The sequence below is a fragment of the Embleya australiensis genome, from assembly GCF_051903075.1.
In the GTDB taxonomy this organism is placed as follows: Bacteria; Actinomycetota; Actinomycetes; order Streptomycetales; family Streptomycetaceae; genus Embleya.
This window is the reverse complement of sequence record NZ_CP182423.1, coordinates 680,029-700,944: the sequence shown is the minus strand read 5'-3', so window position 1 is coordinate 700,944 and position 20,916 is coordinate 680,029. Positions and strand designations below refer to the sequence as shown.

The window sequence follows — 20,916 nt, the reverse complement described above, 5'->3', positions numbered from 1 at the left end:
GTACGACCATGCAGAGCCTGAGGCTCGACGGACACGTCATCGACTACGACGTCACCGGCCCGCGCATCGAACCGGCGACCGGGCGTGCGCCCTTGTTGCTGCTGAGCGGTTGGTGCCAGGACCACAGGCTGTTCCGGCGGGTGGTGGACCCGCTGTCGGAGAACCGCCGGGTGATCCGCATGGACTGGCGGGGGCACGGCGCGGACCGGTCCGAGACCGGCGAGTTCGGGGTGGCGGAGATGGCCGACGACGTCGTCGCGCTGCTCGACGAACTGGGCGTGGAGCGGGTGGTCCCGGTCTCCACGTCGCACGGAGGCTGGGCCAATCTGGAGGTCGCGGACCGACTGGGTGCCGTCCGGGTGCCGCGCGTGGTGGTCGTCGACTGGCTGATGCGCGACGCGCCCGCGGAATTCCTCGCCGGACTGCGGGTCAGCTACGACCGCGAGACCTGGCGCGAGGGCCGGCAGGCACTGTTCGACGAGTGGCTCGCGACGGCCGAATGCCCGCCGGTGACGGAGCACCTGACCGAGGAGATGGGCGCGTTCGGGTTCGAGATGTGGGCGCGGTCCTGCCGGGTGATCGAGGCGGCGTATCTGCGCTGGGGCTCACCGTTGGCGCGGATGGCGCGGTTCGCCGAGCCGCGGCCGATCGTGCACCTGTACTCGCAGCCCGCGGTGGACGAGTACCACGCGGCACAGCGGGAGTTCGCGCGGGACAATCCGTGGTTCGCCGCGAAGTGGCTGGGCGGGCGGACCCACTTCCCGACGCTGGAGTCGCCCGCCGAGATCTCGGCCCACATCCTCGCGTTCGCGGACGGTGACGCGTGAGCGATCCGATACTGGACGCCGCGTACAACGCCCGGGACACCGTCGGGCCGCGGCGGTTCGCGGAGTTGATGCGCCGCTACCGCACGGAGTCCGATGCCGTGGTGGCGAATCTGACCGGGGTGCCGGCGGTCCTGTACGACCGGGACAGCGATGAGCGCTTGGACGTGTGGGGGCCGGGGACGCCGACGTCGCGACGGCCGGTGTTCGTGTTCGTGCACGGCGGCTACTGGCGGGCGTTGTCGCGGTACGACTCGGCGTTCATGGCGGCGGCGCTGGACGCGCGCGGGGTGGCGACGGTGGTGGTGGACTACACGTTGGCGCCGGCCGCGACCCTGGAGGAGATCACCCGCCAGGTGCGGGCCGCGATCGCGTGGGTGTACCGGTCGGGGCCCGCGTACGGACTGGATCCGCGCCGGATCGTGGTCGGCGGGAGTTCGGCCGGCGGTCATCTGGCGGCGATGACGATGGTGGACGGCTGGCGGGAGGAGTTCGGCCTTCCGGACGATGTCCCGGCCGCGGGGCTCGTGGTCAGCGGGCTGTTCGACATCCGGCCGCTGGTGCGGACGCACGTCAACGAGTGGCTGGGGTTGGACGCCGCCCGCGCGGCGGCGCTCAGTCCGATTCTGGCGCCGGTCGGACGCTGCCCCGCCGCGGTCGTGGTCGCCGAACACGAGGCGGCCGGCTTCCACGCGCAGTCACGCGAGTTCGCGGCGCACTGGGGCGTCGAGCCGACGGTGGTTCCGGGTCGCAACCACTTCGACGTGGTGCTGGATCTGGCCGATCCGGCGAGCCCGATCTCACGGGCGCTGTCGCGCCTCATCGACGCCCTGTGACCGGCCCCGGGAGGCCGCGCACGCCGCGTCGCACGGCCCCTGGGGCGCGTACTCCCGGGTCGAACAACGACCGCGCCACGGGCGCGCCGAAGCATCCGGGACCACCGAGGTCCCGTGACGGTCATCGACGTTCATACGCACGTCTTTCCGCCGATCAGCCGCGCGGAGAGCCGCATCCTCACCGATGCGGACGAGCCCTGGCCGCGCGTGCAGGCGGACGGCACCGGCACCGTGGCACTTGCTCGCCCCCGAGCGCATGTCCGGCCACGTGCTCCAGTGGCTCGTCGGCATGCCCGCCGAAACCCATCCGGGCATCCTCGGCATGGCCCTCGGTGGCGCGTTCGAGAAGTTGCCGCCCTCGCTCAAGCCGTGCTTCTGCCACGGGGGCGCCGAACCCGAGACGATATGATCCGCGACATCGTGGCCGCCCGCCGAGCAGAGACCGCCGAGCACCACCCCCGTGACATGAAGGCGGTGCCATGGACCTGCTCAACGGTCGTCTCAAGCTGCGCCACCTGGTGCTGATCTGCGCCATCGCCGACCACGGCAGCGTGCTTCGCGCCGCCAAGACCCTCCACCTCGCGCAGCCCGCCGTCACCCGCGGGCTGCGCGAGAGCGAGCACATCCTCGGCGTGGACCTGTTCATCCGGGGACCACGCGGGGTGACCCCGACGCTGTTCGGTGAGGCCTTTCTCGAACACGCCCGCGCCGTGCTCGCCGAGCTGCGCCGGGCGGGCGACCGGATCGAGGGCCTGGTCGACGGTCAGGTCGGCACGGTCACCGTCGGTACGCTCCTGGCCGGGTCCAACGTCCTGCTGCCCAAGGCAATCGCGGGGCTCAAACGGCTGCGACCCGGTATCCGCGTCATCGTTCGCGAGGCCCCGTTCGACACGCACCTGCCGCTGCTGCGCGAGGGCGAAATCGACCTCATCGTCGGCCGGCTCAACCCCATCGACGACCACCCCGACCTGCGTCAGGTCAGGCTGTACAGCGAGCCGGTCGACGTGGTCGCCCGGGTCGGACACCCCGCGTGCGACGTCGTCGAGCCGACGCTGGGCGACCTGGTGGGCCACCCCTGGGTCGTCCCGCTCGAACAGACCGCGCTGCGCGCCGAACTGGAACAGGCCTTCCGCCACGCGGGCCTGGTGATGCCCGACGACATCGTGGAGTGCACGTCGATCCTGACGGTCGGCGCGCTCGTGCGGGACGCGGACATGCTGGCGGTGCTGCCGCACTCCGTCGCGGTGGCGGACACCGGGATCACCCGACTCCCGCTGACGCTGGCGGGCGTACGTCACGAGGTCGGCGTCACGCTGCCCGCGAAGCCGCAGCCGACCCCCTCGGCGCAGTTGATGCTGCGTCACCTGCGGGAGCAGTCGGCGTTCCTGGCGGCTCGCGTCGCCGATCTGTCCTGGCTGGATTCCTGGGGCGGACGCAACGACATCCTGTGGTGGTGACGGGCGGCCGAGGAGCCATACTCGATCGCTATACCCCGACGGGGAACAGGTATTGGTCGCACCGGCGGGCCGACGCCCACGATGGTGCCTCCGGAACACCCCCTCGGCGAAGGCAGGCGGACGTGAGCGGTACACGCACCATCATCACCGGGCACATCATCAGCGCGGACGCGGCGATCGGCGAACTCCCGGACGCGGCGGTGCTGATCGAGGACGACCGCATAGCGGCCGTGGCCCGCGACGCCCGCGAGTTCGCCGGCATCGATGCCGAACGCGTCGACGCCGAAGGCGGCTTCGTGCTCCCGGGCATGGTCGACAGCCACCGCCACACCTGGATGTCGCTGCTGCGGGCGCACAGCGGCGACCAGTCGCTGCCGGAATTCCTCGGCAACACCTTCCACGGCATCGGCTCGATCGTCACCGCCGAAGACCTCGGGACGGCGGCGCTCGTCGGGGCCCTCGAAGCCCTCGACGCCGGGGTGACGACCATCCTCGACTGTTGCGACTGCGTCAACACGCCGGACCACGCCGCGGCGGGTGTCGCCGGGTTGCGCGAGGCCGGCGTCCGCTTCGTGTACGCCTACGGCATCCAGTCCTTCGACTTCCGGCCGGCCGGTTTCGCGGCACACGCCGACCGTCTCGCCGACGCCGCCCGGGTGCGCCGCGAACTGCTGCCCGGGGCCGGCGGCCTCGGCGACATGGCGATGTTGCTGAGCGACTTCGGCACCATCGCCTTCGCCGACACCGCCGCCGAGATCCGACTCGCCCGCGACCTCGACGTCCTGATCGCCTCCCACACCGGGGCCGCGCCCAACTCGGTACTGCTGCGCGGCCTGCACGAGTTGCACCACCATCGACTGCTGTTCCCGGGCCACCTGCACATCCACTGCCCGGCACTGGACGACTCCGAATGGCGACTGCTCGCCGACACCGGCGGCAGGGTCACCATCGCCCCCGAGACCGAGATGCAGATGGGCATGGGCCACCCGCCGTTCCGCGCCTGCCTCGACCACGGCATCCTGCCCGGAATCAGCACCGACATCGTCGCCGTCGGCTCCGGCGACCTCTTCAGCCAGATGCGCCTGGGACTCCAGCATCAACGCGCCCTCGACAACCACCGGGTACATCGCGCCGGGGGCATGCCCGCCGCCCTGGACCTGTCCGTCCACGACGCCCTGACCTGGGCCACCCGCGGCTCCGCCGAGGCGCTCGGGCTCGGCGACCGGGTCGGCTCCCTCACCCCCGGCAAGCAGGCCGACGTCATCGTGGTCAAGCCGCGCATGGACCTCGTCCCGGCCGGCCCGCCCGTCGGCACGGTCGTCCTGCAATCGACCGCCGCCGACGTGGACACGGTGCTGGTCGGCGGCCGGATCCGCAAGCGCGCCGGGAGACTGGTCGGCATCGACCGCGCCGCCGTACGCTCCCGCGCCGCCGCAGCCCTCGCCCGCATCCACGACGCCGCCGCCTCGCTCACCCCGCACTCCGCGCAGGACTGCGCGGCCTGGTTCGCGCACGCCGACACCACGGCCCGGGGCCACTTCGCCGCGGCCGGGCGCGCCTGACGACCTCGAACCGGGGCGCAGGCGTTGCCGGTCTACACGATGGATCCGGGCACCTCGCCGGACACGACCGTGTCACCTCGGCGCCCGACGATCTCGCCCAGTACGCCGTCGGCCGGTGCCACGACCTCCATCACGACCTTCTCCGTCTCCACCTCCGCCAAGAGGTCGCCGCGCCCGACCGCGTCTCCGGCCTGCCGGAACCACCTGACGACGGCCCCGTCGGTATCGCCCTCGGGCAACGCCGGGGCGAGGATTTCGGTAGCGATTCGAACCAGCTCCAAAAGTCGTTCGTGGATCCCCGCCCACCCGGCAACGGTCGGCGGCTACTTGCCGTCGGTGCACTGCGTGCCTGCGGGCGGCAGCCTGCCCTCGATGATGTAGGCGGCCACCGCCGCATCGACGCACTTGCTGCGGCCGAACGCGCCGTGGCCCTCACCCTTGAGGGTCAGCAGGCTCGCGTGCGCGAGGTCGTTGGCCAGTTTCTCGGATGCGGCGTACGGGGTGGCCGGGTCACCGGTGGTGCCCACCACCAGGACGGGCGCGGCGGCCTCGGCCCGGATCACGTGCGGCTGCTCGGGAGTCTTGTACGGCCAGAACTCGCAGCCGGGGCCCTCGATGTCCGATGCGACGGTGTCCTTGGACAGCAGCGGAGCTTCCGCCTTGAGCTTCGCCAGGACCTGTTCGATCCGCTCGGGGGAGGGCGCCGGGGCGGCGCCGTCGGCGCAGCGTATCGCCGAGCGCGAGTCCGAGCTGTTGTCGTAGTGACCCTTCTCGTCCCGGCCGAGGTAGTTGTCGGCGTAGAACAGCAGGTGGCTGCCGTCCTTGTTGTTCATCGCCAGGGCCAGGGCCTCCCGCAGGTACTTCCACGCGGTTTCCTTGTCGCCGTACAGCAGGTTGGTGGTGCCGGTCCAGCCGAGGGAGGAGGTCAGCTTGCGGCCGTCGTAGGCGGTGCGCAGGGGCTTGTCCTGCAATGCGTCGAGGAAGGTCGCGCCGATCTCGGCGGCCTTGGCCGGGTCGCCGCCCAGCGGACAGCCCGCCCGGGCCGCGCAGTCGGCGGCGAACGCGCGGAACGAGCGCTCGAAGCCGACCATCTGGTCGATGCTCGCGTCGAGCTTGTCGGCCGCCGGGTCCACCACCGCGTCCAGGACCATGTGGCCGGCGCGGTCGGGGAACTCGTCCAGATACATGGTCCCGAGGTAGGTGCCGTACGACACGCCCAGGTAGTCGAGCTTGTCGTCACCGACCGCGGCGCGCAGGACGTCCATGTCCCGAGCCGCGTTGCGCGTGCCCACGAACGGCAACAGCTCGCCGGACTCGGCCTGGCACGCGGCGGAGAACTCCTTGCCGCTGCGCTCGCTGTGCGCCTTGCGTTCGACCGGATCGCGGGGCGAGTCCCGGGCGTTGCGCTCGTCCCGGGCCTTGTCGTCCAGGCACCGTACGGGCGCGCTGTCGGCCACGCCACGCGGGTCGAAGCCGAGGATGTCGTAGCGGTCGTGCAAAGGACCGTCGAAGTCGTCGAACCCGTACTTGACGAAGTCCTGGCCCGAGCCCCCGGGTCCGCCGGGATTCAACACGAGCGAGCCGATCCGCCGATCGGGCTTGGCGGCCGGGTATTGCATGACGGCGATCTCCAGCGACTTGCCGTCGGGAGCGGTGTAATCCAGCGGCACCTTGAAGGTCCCGCACCGGAATTCGCTCTCGTCCTTCTTCTTCGTCTTCGGGTCGTCCGTGCACGCCTTCCACGAAATCTTCTGTTCGTAGAAGGCGTGCAGTGCCGGGTCCGCCGCTCCCTTGGGCTTCGGCGGCGCGGGCGGCGGGGTGGCCACGGCCGTCCCGGTCGTCACCGGGGTGGGAACCGGCTTGCCGGCGGCGGCGTTCGACGCACTGTCACCGGAGCCCCCGGTACACCCGGCGGCCAACAACAGAGCCACGGCCCCGGGTATGGAACGACGCAAGGACGCCGCCTGAAAAGGAGTGATCACGCGCCAAGGACTATCAGTCGCCGATCCCACACGGCACACCAATGTCCCCGCCACCGGCAACGGCACCACCCACACCGGACATTCCACGCACCGCACCCGCCCGCCGACACACCCCCCGTCAGCGCAGGACGGCGGAGGTCGGCCGGGCGTCGCCCCGAACCCGCGCGGCGGAGCGGGCGACGAGGCGCGACGAGCGGTTTGGTAGCCTGTGGCCGCCGTGGTGTACGGGAAGCCGGTTCAAGCCGGCGCGGCCCTCGCCACTGTAGCCGCGGAGTCCCGCGGCCCTTGCCGACCGCCCCAAAGCGGTCGGGGTCACTGGATGGATCGGGAACGAGCCAACCGGGAAGGCCGGCCGCGGAGCGTCGATGCGGAAGCCAGGAGACCGGCCACGGCGCGACATGTTCCACGAGGGTTGGAGAACACGTGTTCCGCGCTTCCGCGCGCCCGTTTCGCGCCGAACGTTTCATCCGTCCCCCGCACCCCCGGCGTGCCGGGCGCTCCATGCGCTCCGGCATAGCCGCCGCGGCGCTCCTGCTCGTCGGCGCGCTCGGCGCGTGTACGGGTGCACCCGAGCCCGACAAGCCCGCCGCGGCGGCCGGGAGCGGCCACCCGACGCCGGTGAGCGTGAGCAGGTGCGGCGTCACCACCACCGTGACCGCACCGCCGGCCCGGCTGGTCACCCTCAACCAGGGCGCCACCGAAGTCGCCCTGGCGCTCGACCTGCAGACCCGGATGGCCGGAACGGCGTACCTGGACGACGTGGTCCCGGCCAAATGGAAGGCGGCCTACGACACCGTCCCGGTGCTCTCCGAGAAGTACCCGTCCAAGGAGAAACTCCTCGCGGCGCGGCCGGATTTCCTCTACGCCTCCTATTCCAGCGCGTTCACCGACAAGGTGGCGGGCACGCGGGACGAACTGGGCTCCCAGGGCATCGGCACCTACCTGTCGCCGCTGGGTTGCGCCGACGGCAAGCAGACGGCGACGGTGTCCTTCCAGGCGGTATGGGACGAATTGGCCGATGTCGCCCAGGTGTTCGGTGTCGCACCGCGCGCCGCCGCCATCCGGGACGCGCAGCAGCGGCAACTCGCCGACGTCACGGCCAAGTCGGCGGGCAAGGGCCTGAACGTGCTCTGGTACGACTCGGGTACGAAGACCCCGTACGTCGGCGCGGGCCACGGCGGACCCCAGCTCGTGCTCGACGCCGTCGGCGCCCGCAACGTCTTCGACACGCTGCCCGGCGGCTGGAAGAACGCGAGCTGGGAGCAGGTGGTCGCGGCGGACCCCGATGCCATCGTGGTCGCGGACGCCGGTTGGGACACCGCACAGTCCAAGATCGACTACCTCGAACACGACCCCGTCCTGAGCAAGCTCAAGGCCGTCCGAAATCGGGCGTTCGTGGTCGTGCCGTTCTCCGAGTCGACCCCCGGCGTGCAGCTCGCCGACGGGGCCGTCCGGGTTTCGGCCGCCCTGAGCGGCCTGGCACCGCGTCCGTGACCGTGACCGATCGCCCCGTCGCCCGACACGCGGGAGGCGGTCGTGCGGCGGTGGCCCTGGCCGCCGCCGTGCTCCTGCTGCTGTTCACCGTCCTGCTCGGCCTCGCCGTGGGATCCGTCCACGAACCACCGCACGTCGTGGCCGAGGTGGTCCTGCGCCGGCTCGGTCTCGGCGGCACCGACGTCACACCGCTCGACGACCGGATCGTCTGGCAGCTGCGGCTGCCGCGCGTTTTGGGGGCCGCCGCGACCGGCGCGGGACTCGCGGTGTGCGGCGCGGTGCTGCAGACCCTGACCGGCAACGACCTGGCCGACCCCTACCTGCTCGGCATCTCCAACGGCGCCGCCGTCGGCGCGGTCACCGTGATCGTCCTCGGCGTCGGAGCCTCCGGCACCGCGGTCGTCGGCGCACTCCCGGCGGCAGCCTTCGTCGGTGCCCTGCTCGCCGTCCTCGTCGTGCTGACCCTCGCCGGGGCACACAGCCGGACGCTACCGGCCTCGCGGACCGTGCTGGCCGGCATCGCGGTCGGGCAGCTGTGCGGCGCGTACACCTCGTTCGTCGTCCTCGTCCTCGGCGACCGCAACGCCGCCCGCGGCGTCATGGAGTGGACGCTGGGTTCGGTGGCCGGAGTGCGGTGGGACACGGCCGTCTTCCTGACCGCGGTCGCCGTCGTCGGCACCGTGGTCATGGTCGCCGCCGCCCGGGACCTCGACGCGTTCGCGTTCGGCGAGACCGCGGCCCGTTCCGTCGGCGTCCACGTCGAACGCACCCGCTGGGCCCTGGTCGCCGCGGCCGCGCTGGTGACCGCGTGCCTGGTCGCCAACACCGGCGTCATCGGGTTCGTCGGTCTGGTCGTACCCCACGTCGTCCGCCTGGTGTGCGGCCCGCGCCATGCCCTGCTGCTGCCCATGTCCGCGCTCGTGGGTGCGTCGCTGCTCGTGGGCAGCGACATCGTGGCGCGCTCGGTGCTCCCGGACCAGGAGATCCCCGTCGGCGTCGTTACCGCCGGGCTCGGAGCGCCGTTCTTCGCCTGGCTGCTGTGGCGCCAAGCCGCCGGGCGCGCGGCGGGGGACCGGCCGTGATCGTCGCGAACCCGGTGCGGCTGCGGGCCGAGAACATCGGGGCACGCGTCGGCGGCGCGACACTGCTGACGGAAGTGACGCTCGGCTTCGCTCCCGGCAGGACGACCGGCCTGCTCGGGCCCAACGGCGCCGGCAAGACGACGCTGCTGCGGACCCTGGCCGGCCTGCGCCGGCCACAGAGCGGCCGAGTTCTGCTCGACGGCGACGACCTGTACGCCCTCACCGCCCGCCGCCGCGCGCGACGGGTGGCCTTCATGGAACAGCAGGCCGACACCGCGCTGCCGCTGACGGCCCGCCAGGTCATCGACCTGGGGCGCACGCCGCACCGCGGTCGATGGCCCGTACTGCCCGGCCCGGCGACCACCCACGAGCAGTCCGTGCTCGCCGAGGCCGTCGCCGCCACCGACGTCGACGCACTGCTCGACCGGACCTGGTCGTCCCTCTCCGGCGGCGAGCGCCAACGTGTGCAACTCGCGCGCGCCCTGGTGCAGGAACCCGGAGTACTCCTGCTGGACGAACCCACCAACCACCTCGACCTGCGCCACCAACTCGGTTTCCTCGAAACCGTGCGCGGACTCGGCATCACCACCGTCGCCGCCCTGCACGACCTCGAACTGGCCGCCGCCTACTGCCACGACGTCGCGGTGCTGCTCGACGGCCGCCTGGTGGCCCACGGGCCCGTCGCCGAGGTGCTCACCTCCGCCACGATCGCGCGCGTGTACGGCGTCGACGCGACCGTGGAGCGGCACCCCCTGCACCACCGCCCGCACATCCGGTGGAACGGCCTGCTTCCCGAGAGGATCGAGTCATGAACCAAGACCGTGCCGGCGCCCCCGCGAAGCCCGCTTCGGGCCGGGCGACGGTCCTGGTCGGCATGTCCGTCACGGAGGCCGACCGCCGGCCCGAACTGCTCGCGGCCGCCGCGCCGTCGAGCGCCACGACGGCGTTCCTGCAACAGGGCGAGCCGTCCCTGTCGGCCGAGTTGACCAGACTGGCCGACGCGGGCACCGAGACCGTCGTTTTGATCGGAGTCCGCCTCGGGCCGACCGGCCCGGGACACTCCTGGCTGCGGCGGATCGCGGCGTACTGGTGGCGGGAGCGCACCGGCCATCGCCCCGAGGTGCTCGTCGCCACCCGGCTCGCCGACTCCGCGGCCGCCGTGAGCGCGGCGGCGGCAGCCGTCACACCGATCACCGGGGAGGAACCCGGCCTGACCTCCCCGGCCTGGGAGGAGGTCCCCGGCCACCGGCACCAGGTCCTGGTATGCCGCGGGCCGCGCTGCACGGCCAAGGGCGCGGACGAGAATCTGCGCTCACTGGCGCGGCAGCTCATGGAACACGGCCTCGGCGACGACGATGTGCTCGTGCTGCAAACGGGATGCCAATTCCCTTGCAACCAGGCCCCATTGGTCACCGTGCAGCCCGACGACGTCTGGTACGGCCACGTGGACCCGCCGACGATCACCGCGATCGTGACCGACCACCTCATCGCCGACCGCCCACTCACGACCCACCGCCTCCCACGCCACCGAAAGGCCCCGAGAACCCACCCGGAAACCTGACCCGCCCGCACGACGAGCGGCGCCCGACGGCAGCGGCCTGGATCCGGTCGTGGGGAACCGCGTCGCGGTGGCCGGGAACACCGTCGCCGGTGACGACCCGGACGGCGTTGCCGCATCCCGCCCGGCTTCGGGCTCGGAGTGGCCGGCCGCGGTCGCAAGCGGCGAAATGCGGTGGACGGGCGGGCGGTTGTCGCCGATGATCCGTGGGTGACCAACCCCGATGACGCCGTCCGACCCGTGTCCGTCACCCCCGAGCGGCAGATTCGCTGGGTCTCGTTGACGGGCCGACCGCTGACCTGCCTGGTGGCCGGCGATCTGGTCGGGGCCCGCGCGCAAACCGGTCTGGTCCTGCCCGAGTTCTTCGTGTCCGAACGAGCGCGCCGCCTGTGGCGAGAGCGCTTCGACCAGGTGACCGCCGACCCGGCGAGCGCCCCGTGGGTGGCCCGGGCCGCGGTCTCCGAACCGGACGGTGCGGTGGTCGGCTACGCCGGCTACCACGGCCCGCCGAACAAGGACGGCATGGTCGAGATCGGCTACACGGTGGTACCGGAGGCCCGCCGCCGAGGCTACGCCAGGGCGATGCTGCGCTCACTCCTGGTCCGCGCGGCCGAGGAGCCCGGCGTGCGCGTCGTCCGGGTCACCATCTCTCCCGACAACGTCGCATCGCTCGCCACCATCCGAGGCTTCGGCTTCGTCGAGACGGGCGAGGACATCGACGAGAAGGACGGCCTCGGGATCATCCACGAGGTACCGGCCGACCACATCCTGGGAACCTGACCGATCCCGCTCCGTGCCGCACCGCGCCGTCGGTGAAAGGCGGTCCGGTCTCGGCCGGTCTCGGTCCGGACTCAGCGGGCGAACAGGACCACGCGTTCCCACTGTTCGGGCGTGCGCAGGTGCAACTCCCAGTAGGCGTCGGCGATGAGATCCGGGTCGTACGGTGTGCCGGGTTCGACCATGTCGCAGACGGTGACCGTGGTGACGTGGACGCCAGCCGGGCCGAACTCCCGGCCGATCAGTTCGGTGGCCGTACGAACCCCGGATTTGCCGAGCGACAGGCTGATCCGGGCCGCGTCCGGTTCGCGCATGCCGCCCGTGAGGATGATCGTCCCGTGTCCGGCCTCGGCCATCGCCGGACCGACGTGTGCGGCGGTGGCGAGGGCACCGACCACGTTGATGGCGAAAGTGTCCAGGAGTTCGGCGGAGGACAACTCGCCCAGGCGATCCGCGCGGATCACGCCCGCGTTGTAGACCAGTGCGTCGGGGACGCCGTGTGCTGCGATCGCCGCGTCGAGCGCGGTGTGCAGGGACGCCTCGTCGGCCGCGTCGGCGGTGAACCCGAGGGCTCGACCACCGTCGTCCCCGACGGCGGCCACCACTTCGTCGACCGTGCCCTGCCCGCGTGCGACGACGGCGACGGGCAGGCCCTCGCGCGCGAAGCGACGTGCGACCGACCGTCCGATGAGTGGTCCGGCGCCGACGATGATCAGTCCTGCCATGGGGCGTGCCTCCGTGTCGGGGGTGGGCGACGCGGGCGGGCGAGACGGCCCGCGCCGACGATGGCGAGAGACGGCTTCGCGAGCCCTGTGGGGTGCGGAACGGATGTCGCGGCGCCGAACGACGTCGCGACCTCTCGGCCGACGACCGCCCCGGCTTCGCGGCCAAGCGGCCACGCGAAGCGCGACCCTCCGGCCACACGGCCACACGGCCACAGGGCCATACGGCTTTGCGTCCGGGGGAGTTCGCGCATTCCCGGCGGGTGTGCCATCTCTCGGAGACAACGGTCGTCGACCCCGATGCTTAAGGCAAGCGACAAGATCTTCACACCACGTTAAGCTCGACTGCATGCTCGATATACGGCGGATGCGGGTGCTGCTCGCGGTGATTTCGGCGCAGTCGATCACCGCGGCGGCGCGCGGTCTCGGCTACACGCCCTCCGCGGTCAGCCAGCAGATCGCCGCCTTGGAGCGCGAGGCCGGGCTGCCCCTGCTCGAACGCACCCCGCGGGGTGTGCGACCCACCGAGGCCGGCCGGGCGTTGAGTGCCTACGCGGCAGACATCGGCGTCCGGATCGACGAGGCGGAGGCGGTGCTGGCCGACCTGCGGGCGGGGCGTTCCGGGCGCGTCGCGGTGCGCTACTTCGCCGGCGCCGGCGCCGTGCTGGTGGCCCCCGCCGTGGCCGCGCTGCGTCGGGAACGCCCCGGGATCCACGTGGACTTGCGGCTCACCGATCCCGACGACCCGCTGCCCGAGGTACGGGAGGGGCGGGCCGATCTCGCCCTGGTGCTCCGGGCCGGGCCGACGCCGGTGGTCGAGGGCGTACGGTTCACTCACCTGTGCACGGACAACTTCCGCGTGGTGCTGCCGGACGCACACCCCCTGGCCGCCCGCGACGACCTCGAGCTCGCCGACCTGGCCACCCACCCCTGGGTCGGCAGTGCCCCGCCGGGGCCCTGTCTGGACGCTGTCCTCACGGTCTGCGCCGCGGCCGGTTTCAGTCCCGCGTTCGCGGTCCGGAGCGAGGACTACGTCACCGCACAGGCATTCGTCGCCGCGGGCCTGGGCGTCAGCCTCATCCCCGGCCTGGGGCTGGGCGACCGCCCGTACCCGGGGGTGACGGTGCGCGACCTGCGCGACCCCGGGGCGGTTCGTGGCGTGTACGCCGCGATGCGCGACCGCGCCCCCGCCCAACCCGCCTCGACCGCGATGCTGGAGGCGCTTCGTGCCGCCGCCACCCGGGGTAATCGGCCGGGCGTCGACGGATCGAAGTCTGCGGTAGCGGAGGGCCCCGCGGGATCCCCGTCGTAGTCGATGCGGCCCAGCAGGAGGCCCGCGGAGTCCCGCCCGGCCCCGGGGCGTCGACCCGCACCGCATTGGGGAGTTCGCCGCTGAGCGGGCCGGACCCCCGGCCGATTCGGGCGGTAACCCCTCCGACCTCCCGCCCCACCCGCCGGCTGCGTCCGCCGCGCGACCCGCACGTGGCCGAAGGGGCGTGAACCCGGTACGGGTGGCATTCACCGCCGGGGCTGTCCCGATGGTGACGTTTGCACTGGTCACCGGCCCAAATAGGGATGCCCATCCACCCGGAGGCTTGTATGAATACCCCATGTCGATTCGAGTGCAGCTCGCCGACCTGGACCACGCGAACTGGGAGGAGGTGGCCGACCTGACGGTCTCCCGGGAACAACGCGACTTCATCGCACCGAACGTGTACTCGATCGCGGAGAGTCGTTTTCTCCCCGGCTTCGTGACCAGGGCGGTGCTGCACGAGGGGCGTGCGGTGGGTTTCACCATGTACGGACCCGATCCCGACGACGGGGAGATCTGGCTCTACCGCCTGATGATCGACGAGGCCCACCAGGCGCGGGGGTTGGGACGTGCCGCGCTTCGGGAAGTCGTCGCGCACGTGGGGGAGATGTTCTCGGCACCCCTGCTCCGGCTCGGTGTCCGTGCGGACAACGTCGCGGCCAAGGCGCTGTACGTCTCCGCCGGATTCGTCCCCACGGGCCAAGTCTTCGGAGACGAGGAGATCCTGGACCTGCGCCTCTCCGATGAGCGTGGGGCCCACTGAACCGTCGCGTCCCGTGTGGGTATGACCGTGCCGGCCGGGATGTGGACGTACACGATCGTTTCGTCTCGCGGGTGAGTTCACCGCGTCGGTCGGGTCAGTCGCGTCTTCCGTGCCGACCGTCGTGCCGGTGTTCGTCGTCGGAGGCGATGGCCGTGATGCCGTCGAGCAGGGCGCGCAGGCCGAGGTCGAAGGCGTTCGCCCTGGCCTGGGCGGCGTCGCGGTCGAAACCGCCGTCGGCCCACGACCGGGCGATGGCGGGGTAGCGGGTCGGGTCGAAGACCTCGTCCCAGAAGACCTGCCGGGCGGACCACCAGTCGTCCTCCGACTCGCCGCTCACGGCCGAGGCATGCGCGTGTTCGGCCCGGGCTGCCGCGGCGGCGTCGACGAAGGTGACGATCGCGTCGACCGCGGCCGATACCTCGGGTGGCGACAGGTCCGTTCGGGAGAGTGCGGCCAGCAGGTGGTTCTGCCGGGCGAACAGGCCCGGGCCCAGGGGTGGGCGGACGGTGGACACACTGCGGAGCCACGGGTGTCGGGCGTAGAGCGCGAGGGTTTGTTGCGCGTAGCGCGTGACCCGGGCACGCCACGAGCCCGAGTCGTGGAGGTCCAGGGACTGCCAGGCCGCGTCGACCATGAGGTCGATCAGTTCGGCCTTGCCGGGGACGTGCGTGTACGGCGTCATCGTGCCGACGCCCAGGGCGGCGGCGACTCGGTCCATGGTCATGGCATCGATGCCGTCCTCGTCGGCCACCGCGATCGCCGTGGCCACGATCGCGGGCAGGGTGACCTTGCGTGGCCTGCCGCGGCCCGACCTGGCCCCGTCCTGGTGCCACAACAGCCGCAGGGTCTCGCGGGGATCGCCCTGGCCGCTGCGTTCCATCGCGCCTCCTCATTTTCCGTAGAGTGTACGATAATCTTTATCCGTAGGACGTACGGAAAAAGAGGTGGAAGATGCGAGTACTGGTGACGGGTGCGACGGGGACGGTGGGCCGGCTGGTCACGGCCGGACTGCGAGACGCCCGGGTACAGGTCAGGGTGATGACGAGGGATCCCCGAAAGGCGCCCGCCGGAGTGGACGTGGCGAAGGGCGACCTCACCCGGCCCGAGGAGCTCGGGCCGGTATTGGCCGGGGTGGACAGGATGTTCCTCTTCCCGGAACCGTCCACGGCCGAAAAGGTGGTCGAGGCCGCCAGGCGTGCAGGCGTGCGAAGGATCGTCGTGCTCTCGTCCGGCGCGGTGACCGGCGGCTTCGACACGACGTTCCACCCGGTCGTGGAACAGGCCGTCGAACGGTCCGGTCTGGAGTGGACGCACGTTCGGCCCGGCGAGTTCGCGGCGAACAAACTTGCGCTCTGGGGCCCGTCCATTCGCGCGGAACGCGTCGTGCGGGACACGAACCCGGACAGCGGGTGGTTTCCGGTACACGAGCAGGACATCGCCGACGTGGTGATCCAAGCGCTGCTGGAGGACGGACACACGGGGAAGGCCTACGACATCAACGGTCCCGAACTGATCAGCCTGCGCGACCAGGTGCAGGCGATCGCCGACGCGCTCGGCGAGGAGGTGCGCTTCGAGGAACTGACCCCGCTGCAGGCCCGCGAGGTCTATCGGGCGATGGGAGGCTTCGCCGCGGAAGCCGCAGACTTCCTGCTGGGCTTCACCGACTACGACGGGAACCCCGCGGACCCCTCGGACAACGCGGACTTCGATCCGTCGACGCTGGGGCCGTTGCCCACCGCGCAATCCGTGACGGGCAAGCCGGCACGGACCTTCGCGCAGTGGGCACGGGACCGCGCGGAGGACTTCCGCTAGCGCGTGTCTTCGAACTCCCTTCGGGCTCCGCGGCGGGAACGCGGCGAGGAGCCCGAAGGGCGGACGCCGTGCGTCGGCGCTGCCCACGCGGGCCGCGACCGGCCCGCGCCATCGCTGTAGCCGATCTCGGCGGCGATCCGCCGAATCGTCACGGCCGGCCATCGGCTCGCCATGCGACCGGCGGCGTCCAGGATCTTGGAATCCCCGGCCCGTCAACGGGAGTCGAGAAGCATCGAAGACAAACCGACACTCACGAACGTGCGCGCAGGCGCCCCTAGGTTCGTTCGAGGCGACCGTCGGGTGACGCCGCCCGTCGCGGGGAGTGCCCATGTGGGGCTCCTGGCCCTTCGAAGCAGCGCCGATACGCCAACCCGAGCGGCAGCGGGGTCACGGATTTTCTCGATATCCCACGGCGCGGCCGATGAGTTTGTGGCTCCCGGCCGGTCCAAGCTCGTGACACCCTGAGAAAGGACACCACCATGTCGGAGCTTCTCGTCGACTTCATCACCTCCCTCGACGGCTACGCGTCGGGGGAGGGATGGCCCGGATTCTGGGGCCTCGAAGGCCCGGACTACCTCGCGTGGCTCAGCGAGCAGCCCAAGGCCACCTACCTGATGGGAGCGAACACCTACCGCCTGATGTCGGGCTTCGCCGCAGGCGAGGTCCCCGACGACCAGGCCGAGTTCAGGCCCGAGGAAGAGGCGTCCGTCGACGAACTCACACAAGCGTCCAAGGTGGTGTTCTCCTCCTCCCTCGAGAACCCACTGACGTGGGCCAACTCCACTCTCGTCCGCGACGACGCCGTCGAGGCGGTCCGAGCCATGAAGTCGAGCGGCTCGGGGCTCCTCAGCACGATCGGCAGCCTCAGCCTGTGCCGGTCCCTGCTACGAGCCGGACTCGTCGACCGCTTCCGGGTCGTGATGTTCCCGGTGATCACCGGGGCCACGGGCGAAGAACGCATCTACGACGGCTATCCGGACGTCGCCCTCGAGATGATCGATCACCGCACCTTCGACGGCCGCATCCAACTGGTCGAGTACAAGCCCCGCGTACTCGACCACCCCCCACTCGGCGCCCCCGCGTGACCTCACGCCGTCCCGGTCCGGACGCCACCGGCCCGGCACCGGCGCCCGCGAAGCAAACCGTGTCGCCCGGTGCGGACGCGCCGGGAAACCGGCCGACCTGCCCCGCCCAGCGGGAGCGGCAAATGCGCCCCCGGCGACTTCGTCGACGACCCGCTCGACGGTGTGCGGCCTGGGTGGCGCTCTCCAAGCGTTCCCCGCGACTTGGCACATCGCCCGGCGGGCAGCGGTCGCCCGGACGCTCGCGCTTTCGGGGAAGCATCCGCCGACGTCGCGCAGCCCACGTCCACGAGCCCGGGTGCCCGTGACGAGGCCGGGGCCGGATCCGTACGCCGAACGGGCAGACGGCGGCCGGGGTGGCGCGGACCGATCCTAGGCGGGCCGGTAGGGCCGGACCAGCCGTCCCGGCCGCGAGGGCAGAGGATCGCGCAGCCTGGCCACGTACCGCCGATAAGCCCGTGCCTCGGCCGATTCGCCCACGACGGCGGCGAGGCGGTCGGGGAACATCACGCTTCCCGCGTGCAGTTGGGTATTCGTCCCGAACCGGTTGCCGTGCAGGCGGCCGGTCACCAACCGACCCCGGTGCCAAGGGGTCAACCTGGACCCGCCGGCCACGACCGGGCCGCGGTTGACCTGGAACCAGACCTCACGCCGGTTGCCGAACAGCACGACGCTCTCCCGGAGATCACGCACGTCGGTGTACACCTCGAAGTCCCAGTCGCCCGGAGCCGCCCCCGAGCCGTAGCAGCCGCGAAGGTGGTGCAGGAACCGGGACAACTCGACAGGTGCTCCGAACGGAATCACCGCGTCGGCACAGGGCTCACCGGCGCTGAAATAAACTCGGAACTCCAAGCCGTACAGCCGCCCTTGCACCTTCCTCCGGACCCAGAGCGAGAACATGTCCGCGTCGTCACGACTGGACCGGCTCACCGCACGGACCCGCCGACTCAGGTGCTCGAACGACAGCGTCTCACGATCGACCAACAGACCGGGGATACGATCGATCGAGCCATGGAGCAGATACAGACACATCAGGTCCACCGGATGTGTCTCGTGTGCCACCCGGGTAAAAAATCCGTCGGAAAAACCGTCCCGCACACCTGTCTCCAGCCGTCCCGCCCGCGGCCGCGTCGTGGGCACGGGGTGAATCTACGGCGCCCAGCGCCGCCCGCGCGGTCGGAGCCCCCAGCCGCAACACCGACCGACCCAACCCCACCCAGCCCTGGGACTGTTCCCCCCGCAGCGCCTCCGATAGCGGCCCGCTTCGCCCTTTCGAGCGCATCCGCAAGACTCCACCGCTGCTCGCCCCACGGCTCGGCGAGCACCACGTACGGCCGGCTCCGGAGTGTCGGGCCCGGTCCACGAACACCCCGATCTCGGCCTTGGCATCACCCTAGGCTTCTTCTCGGCCACGGGCTCGAGCGGACGAAGGCCCACCTCACAGCCCACCCGTCGCCGTCTGCACCGGTGGTGCTGAGCCGTCTGCGGGAGCTCGAATCGGAGGGCGCGTTCGAGGGTTTCTCGGTGCAGGAGCTGTCGGCCGGCTACGACGGGTACTACCAGGACGAGTGAGCTCGGCGGGTGGCTCGCTCGCTCCTGATCGGGTCGGTCTCCGCCGGCTCGACGCCCGCGCCGGGGCGGAGGAGTCCATCCCGGTCGAGAAAGGGGACGTCCGCGGAACTCGCCGCCTCGCGCCGGTGCGCGAAATGCCCCGGCCCTCGGGAGCGCCGCGTCGATCGGGACGTGCGGCGTTCACTCCGGTACCGGGCGGCGGCCGGCTCCGACCCGACCCCCGGAGTGGTGCTCGACGGTGCATCGCCACGGCGGGACCGATGACGGCCCGGCGCCCGCCGGCCCCGGTTGCCGATCGGCACCACCCGCGTTCTCGATCTGCACAGCCATCCTCCACGGGCGACGCCGACCAACACACCGCCTCCACCGTCCCGGTCGACATCACCATGTGCCTCGCGCGCATCCCCACGCCCGAATCCGCCCGCTGCCCACCGAGCTTCGAGCGCGGTTCACCGATCGGATCGTCGTCGGCCGACGGCGTGGCCGGGCCCGGTGGACGCGGCCGGCTCACCGGGTCGGCGCTCCGCCGGCCACGAGCGCGGTCACCAGTCGCGGCACGAGCACCTCGACGTCGCCCCGCAACACGGTGCCTGCGGCGTCGTCGTACGGTGTGGGTTCGGCATTGACGATCATCAACTCGACACCGCACGCGATCGCGGTGGCGCACAGGTCGGCGGCCGGCCGCACCCGCAACGACGTTCCGATCACAAGCAACACCTCGGCCGCCCGCACGGCGTTCGCCGCACGCCCGAGGAGGTCGCGGTCAGGGTGTTCGCCGAACAGGACCACATCCGGCCGCAAGGTCCCCTTCCCACACGCCGGGCACGGAGGCTCGTGCACTTTGGCCCGGACCGCGCGCAGCGCGTCCGCCATCGGCACCCGGCATCGGCATCGCACGCAGCGGGCCCGAGCCAGGCTTCCGTGCAGTTCGAGCACGCACTCGACGGGGCTGCCCGCCATCCGATGCAGTCCGTCGACGTTCTGTGTGGCGACGACCGCCCGAAGCCGGGCGAGCGCCCGGTGCGCCGCGCCCGGTCGGGCGTGGGCCACACCGGTCGCGGCCAGGTCACGCCACACACGTGCGCGCACACCCGGGTCGGCGGCGTACCGCTTGCGGTGGGTGTCCTGTTCCCGCGCCGGATCACGGGTCCACACGCCGTGCGGACCACGAAAGTCGGGGAGACCGGAGGCGGTGGAGATGCCCGCCCCGGTCAGCACGGCGAGCCGGCGCACCCCGCGTCGCCCCACCTCGTCCATCCGGCCGCCGAGTTCGTCCCCGTCGGACTCGATTGCGATCGTGTTCACGATTACGAACTCTCCCTGATGAGGCGGTCGACGAGGAGACAGGGACCACGCGTGAAAACCGGATTTCGCCGGACCCGCCGCGCACGAACGGCGTCGGTGGGCATCTCACGTGTCGCGGTGCGGCGATGTATTCGCGCAGGACGGCCGATGGCGCGGTACCCGCCCGAGTCTGCTCATCGAGCGGCGCCGGCGCATCCGAAATTCCGGCCGGGCGGCGCAGACCCCTACGTCGTGTGCGTTCCTCCACCGCGAAGTCGCCGCCCGGCGAGGGAACTACGAGAGTGGCCGAAGACTGCCCTACCGCGACGAACTCCACTGGCCCCGAAACCTGCGCGCGACCCCCAGGCCGCACGGCACTCTCGAACAGGTCCTACATGGCGCCGACCGCCACCTACACGTCGGACACCTGGTTCGCCTCGTCGGACCCCTGCCCTGCCTGCTCGCAATCGTCGGCGAAAACGACCGCGCTCCGCGCTCGCTACGCCGACTCCCGGACCTCCCGGCGGCCGAACCGACACGGCAAAGCGCTGCCCTTCGATCGCTTCTTGGCCGGCCGGAGTCGACTGCGGGCCGGTGTGGGGACCGCAGCCCCGGTGGCCGACCCCATCCCGTCGCGGGCTGCCGCGAACAATCCGCCGGCGGGCCCCACCGCCGACGGTAAGGATCGCGGCAGGTGGCGCGTGGTGCGTGGTGCGTGGCGCTCGGCGACCAATGTCCCCGGCGGTCATCGTTCGTCGCATGGTTGTCGGTCGCGCCTGCACGGAATCCGGAAATGC

The 20,916-nt window shown here is 71.7% G+C and carries 20 protein-coding genes and 1 riboswitch; of the genes, 14 read left to right on the top strand and 6 right to left on the bottom strand.

Annotated features, from left to right (window positions below; translation table 11 throughout):
- Positions 1–8 precede the first annotated feature (8 nt).
- The 5 genes from ACMXN5_RS33310 to ACMXN5_RS33290 all read left to right on the top strand — a co-directional run bounded on the left by ACMXN5_RS33310 (position 9) and on the right by ACMXN5_RS33290 (position 4,679).
- On the top strand, positions 9–827 hold the full coding sequence (locus tag ACMXN5_RS33310) for an alpha/beta fold hydrolase (protein ID WP_439678617.1): 819 nt from the start codon (positions 9–11) through the stop codon (positions 825–827).
- Positions 824–1,660 (top strand): alpha/beta hydrolase, encoded by an 837-nt coding sequence (locus tag ACMXN5_RS33305; protein ID WP_439678616.1) that lies wholly within the window; start codon positions 824–826, stop codon positions 1,658–1,660. The genes ACMXN5_RS33310 and ACMXN5_RS33305 overlap by 4 nt, the downstream gene beginning before the upstream one ends.
- A gap of 256 nt (positions 1,661–1,916) precedes the next feature.
- Positions 1,917–2,069, top strand: a complete 153-nt coding sequence (locus ACMXN5_RS33300; protein WP_439678615.1) for a hypothetical protein — start codon at positions 1,917–1,919, stop codon at positions 2,067–2,069.
- Positions 2,070–2,139: 70 nt separating this feature from the next.
- On the top strand, positions 2,140–3,117 hold the full coding sequence (locus tag ACMXN5_RS33295; RefSeq protein WP_439678614.1) for a LysR substrate-binding domain-containing protein: 978 nt from the start codon (positions 2,140–2,142) through the stop codon (positions 3,115–3,117).
- A gap of 122 nt (positions 3,118–3,239) precedes the next feature.
- Positions 3,240–4,679, top strand: a complete 1,440-nt coding sequence (locus ACMXN5_RS33290) for an amidohydrolase family protein (protein WP_439678613.1) — start codon at positions 3,240–3,242, stop codon at positions 4,677–4,679.
- Between the two features lie 32 nt (positions 4,680–4,711).
- Here the strand turns inward: ACMXN5_RS33290 and ACMXN5_RS33285 are convergent, their stop codons facing one another.
- Positions 4,712–4,960: a biotin/lipoyl-containing protein gene (locus ACMXN5_RS33285; RefSeq protein WP_439678612.1), complete on the bottom strand. Its 249-nt coding sequence runs from the start codon at positions 4,958–4,960 to the stop codon at positions 4,712–4,714.
- 42 nt (positions 4,961–5,002) lie between these two features.
- Complete coding sequence (locus tag ACMXN5_RS33280) at positions 5,003–6,610, bottom strand: alpha/beta hydrolase (RefSeq protein ID WP_439678611.1); 1,608 nt, start codon at positions 6,608–6,610, stop codon at positions 5,003–5,005.
- Positions 6,611–6,853: 243 nt separating this feature from the next.
- A riboswitch (cobalamin riboswitch) is annotated at positions 6,854–7,066 on the top strand.
- Positions 7,067–7,162: 96 nt separating this feature from the next.
- Between ACMXN5_RS33280 and ACMXN5_RS33275 the strand changes: the two genes are divergently transcribed.
- The 5 genes from ACMXN5_RS33275 to ACMXN5_RS33255 all read left to right on the top strand — a co-directional run bounded on the left by ACMXN5_RS33275 (position 7,163) and on the right by ACMXN5_RS33255 (position 11,575).
- Positions 7,163–8,155 (top strand): ABC transporter substrate-binding protein, encoded by a 993-nt coding sequence (locus ACMXN5_RS33275; protein ID WP_439678610.1) that lies wholly within the window; start codon positions 7,163–7,165, stop codon positions 8,153–8,155.
- On the top strand, positions 8,152–9,237 hold the full coding sequence (locus tag ACMXN5_RS33270) for a FecCD family ABC transporter permease (RefSeq protein ID WP_439678609.1): 1,086 nt from the start codon (positions 8,152–8,154) through the stop codon (positions 9,235–9,237). The genes ACMXN5_RS33275 and ACMXN5_RS33270 overlap by 4 nt, the downstream gene beginning before the upstream one ends.
- Positions 9,234–10,049: an ABC transporter ATP-binding protein gene (locus tag ACMXN5_RS33265; protein ID WP_439678608.1), complete on the top strand. Its 816-nt coding sequence runs from the start codon at positions 9,234–9,236 to the stop codon at positions 10,047–10,049. Before ACMXN5_RS33270 ends, ACMXN5_RS33265 begins: the two co-directional genes overlap by 4 nt.
- The gene (locus ACMXN5_RS33260; protein WP_439678607.1) at positions 10,046–10,798 is read left to right on the top strand and encodes a (2Fe-2S) ferredoxin domain-containing protein; all 753 of its coding nucleotides are present in this window, start codon (positions 10,046–10,048) and stop codon (positions 10,796–10,798) included. Before ACMXN5_RS33265 ends, ACMXN5_RS33260 begins: the two co-directional genes overlap by 4 nt.
- Positions 10,799–11,005: 207 nt before the next feature.
- A complete protein-coding gene (locus tag ACMXN5_RS33255) occupies positions 11,006–11,575 on the top strand; it encodes a GNAT family N-acetyltransferase (RefSeq protein WP_439678606.1) in 570 nt (189 codons plus the stop codon).
- Between the two features lie 71 nt (positions 11,576–11,646).
- Here the strand turns inward: ACMXN5_RS33255 and ACMXN5_RS33250 are convergent, their stop codons facing one another.
- Positions 11,647–12,297, bottom strand: coding sequence for an SDR family NAD(P)-dependent oxidoreductase (locus tag ACMXN5_RS33250; protein WP_439678605.1), 651 nt, complete (start codon positions 12,295–12,297; stop codon positions 11,647–11,649).
- Positions 12,298–12,643: 346 nt separating this feature from the next.
- Here ACMXN5_RS33250 and ACMXN5_RS33245 point away from each other — a divergent pair, with 346 nt between their 5' ends.
- Positions 12,644–13,606 carry a LysR family transcriptional regulator gene (locus ACMXN5_RS33245; RefSeq protein WP_439678604.1) on the top strand — a complete coding sequence of 321 codons (963 nt, stop codon included), beginning with the start codon at positions 12,644–12,646 and terminating at the stop codon, positions 13,604–13,606.
- A gap of 298 nt (positions 13,607–13,904) precedes the next feature.
- Entirely contained in the window at positions 13,905–14,369 is a 465-nt protein-coding gene (locus tag ACMXN5_RS33240; RefSeq protein ID WP_439678603.1) for a GNAT family N-acetyltransferase, read from the top strand.
- A 94-nt stretch (positions 14,370–14,463) separates the two neighbouring features.
- Here ACMXN5_RS33240 and ACMXN5_RS33235 read toward each other — a convergent pair whose 3' ends face one another.
- Entirely contained in the window at positions 14,464–15,249 is a 786-nt protein-coding gene (locus ACMXN5_RS33235) for a TetR/AcrR family transcriptional regulator (RefSeq protein ID WP_439678602.1), read from the bottom strand.
- A 71-nt stretch (positions 15,250–15,320) separates the two neighbouring features.
- Here ACMXN5_RS33235 and ACMXN5_RS33230 point away from each other — a divergent pair, with 71 nt between their 5' ends.
- Both ACMXN5_RS33230 and ACMXN5_RS33225 read left to right on the top strand, forming a co-directional pair.
- On the top strand, positions 15,321–16,181 hold the full coding sequence (locus ACMXN5_RS33230; RefSeq protein WP_439678601.1) for an SDR family oxidoreductase: 861 nt from the start codon (positions 15,321–15,323) through the stop codon (positions 16,179–16,181).
- 479 nt (positions 16,182–16,660) lie between these two features.
- Positions 16,661–17,266, top strand: a complete 606-nt coding sequence (locus ACMXN5_RS33225; protein ID WP_439678600.1) for a dihydrofolate reductase family protein — start codon at positions 16,661–16,663, stop codon at positions 17,264–17,266.
- Between the two features lie 369 nt (positions 17,267–17,635).
- Here ACMXN5_RS33225 and ACMXN5_RS33220 read toward each other — a convergent pair whose 3' ends face one another.
- Positions 17,636–18,325, bottom strand: a complete 690-nt coding sequence (locus ACMXN5_RS33220; RefSeq protein WP_439678599.1) for a hypothetical protein — start codon at positions 18,323–18,325, stop codon at positions 17,636–17,638.
- 1,017 nt (positions 18,326–19,342) lie between these two features.
- Complete coding sequence (locus ACMXN5_RS33215) at positions 19,343–20,140, bottom strand: SIR2 family NAD-dependent protein deacylase (protein ID WP_439678598.1); 798 nt, start codon at positions 20,138–20,140, stop codon at positions 19,343–19,345.
- Positions 20,141–20,916: the final 776 nt, after the last annotated feature.

Bases quoted from the DNA above. Each gene is read 5' to 3' on its own strand.
- ACMXN5_RS33310 (WP_439678617.1), top strand. From the start codon at position 9: ATGCAGAGCCTGAGGCTCGACGGACACGTCATCGACTACGACGTCACC.
- ACMXN5_RS33300 (WP_439678615.1), top strand. From the start codon at position 1,917: ATGTCCGGCCACGTGCTCCAGTGGCTCGTCGGCATGCCCGCCGAAACC.
- ACMXN5_RS33295 (WP_439678614.1), top strand. From the start codon at position 2,140: ATGGACCTGCTCAACGGTCGTCTCAAGCTGCGCCACCTGGTGCTGATC.
- ACMXN5_RS33275 (WP_439678610.1), top strand. From the start codon at position 7,163: ATGCGCTCCGGCATAGCCGCCGCGGCGCTCCTGCTCGTCGGCGCGCTC.
- ACMXN5_RS33260 (WP_439678607.1), top strand. From the start codon at position 10,046: ATGAACCAAGACCGTGCCGGCGCCCCCGCGAAGCCCGCTTCGGGCCGG.
- ACMXN5_RS33250 (WP_439678605.1), bottom strand. From the start codon at position 12,297: ATGGCAGGACTGATCATCGTCGGCGCCGGACCACTCATCGGACGGTCG.
- ACMXN5_RS33245 (WP_439678604.1), top strand. From the start codon at position 12,644: ATGCTCGATATACGGCGGATGCGGGTGCTGCTCGCGGTGATTTCGGCG.
- ACMXN5_RS33240 (WP_439678603.1), top strand. From the start codon at position 13,905: ATGTCGATTCGAGTGCAGCTCGCCGACCTGGACCACGCGAACTGGGAG.
- ACMXN5_RS33235 (WP_439678602.1), bottom strand. From the start codon at position 15,249: ATGGAACGCAGCGGCCAGGGCGATCCCCGCGAGACCCTGCGGCTGTTG.
- ACMXN5_RS33230 (WP_439678601.1), top strand. From the start codon at position 15,321: ATGCGAGTACTGGTGACGGGTGCGACGGGGACGGTGGGCCGGCTGGTC.
- ACMXN5_RS33225 (WP_439678600.1), top strand. From the start codon at position 16,661: ATGTCGGAGCTTCTCGTCGACTTCATCACCTCCCTCGACGGCTACGCG.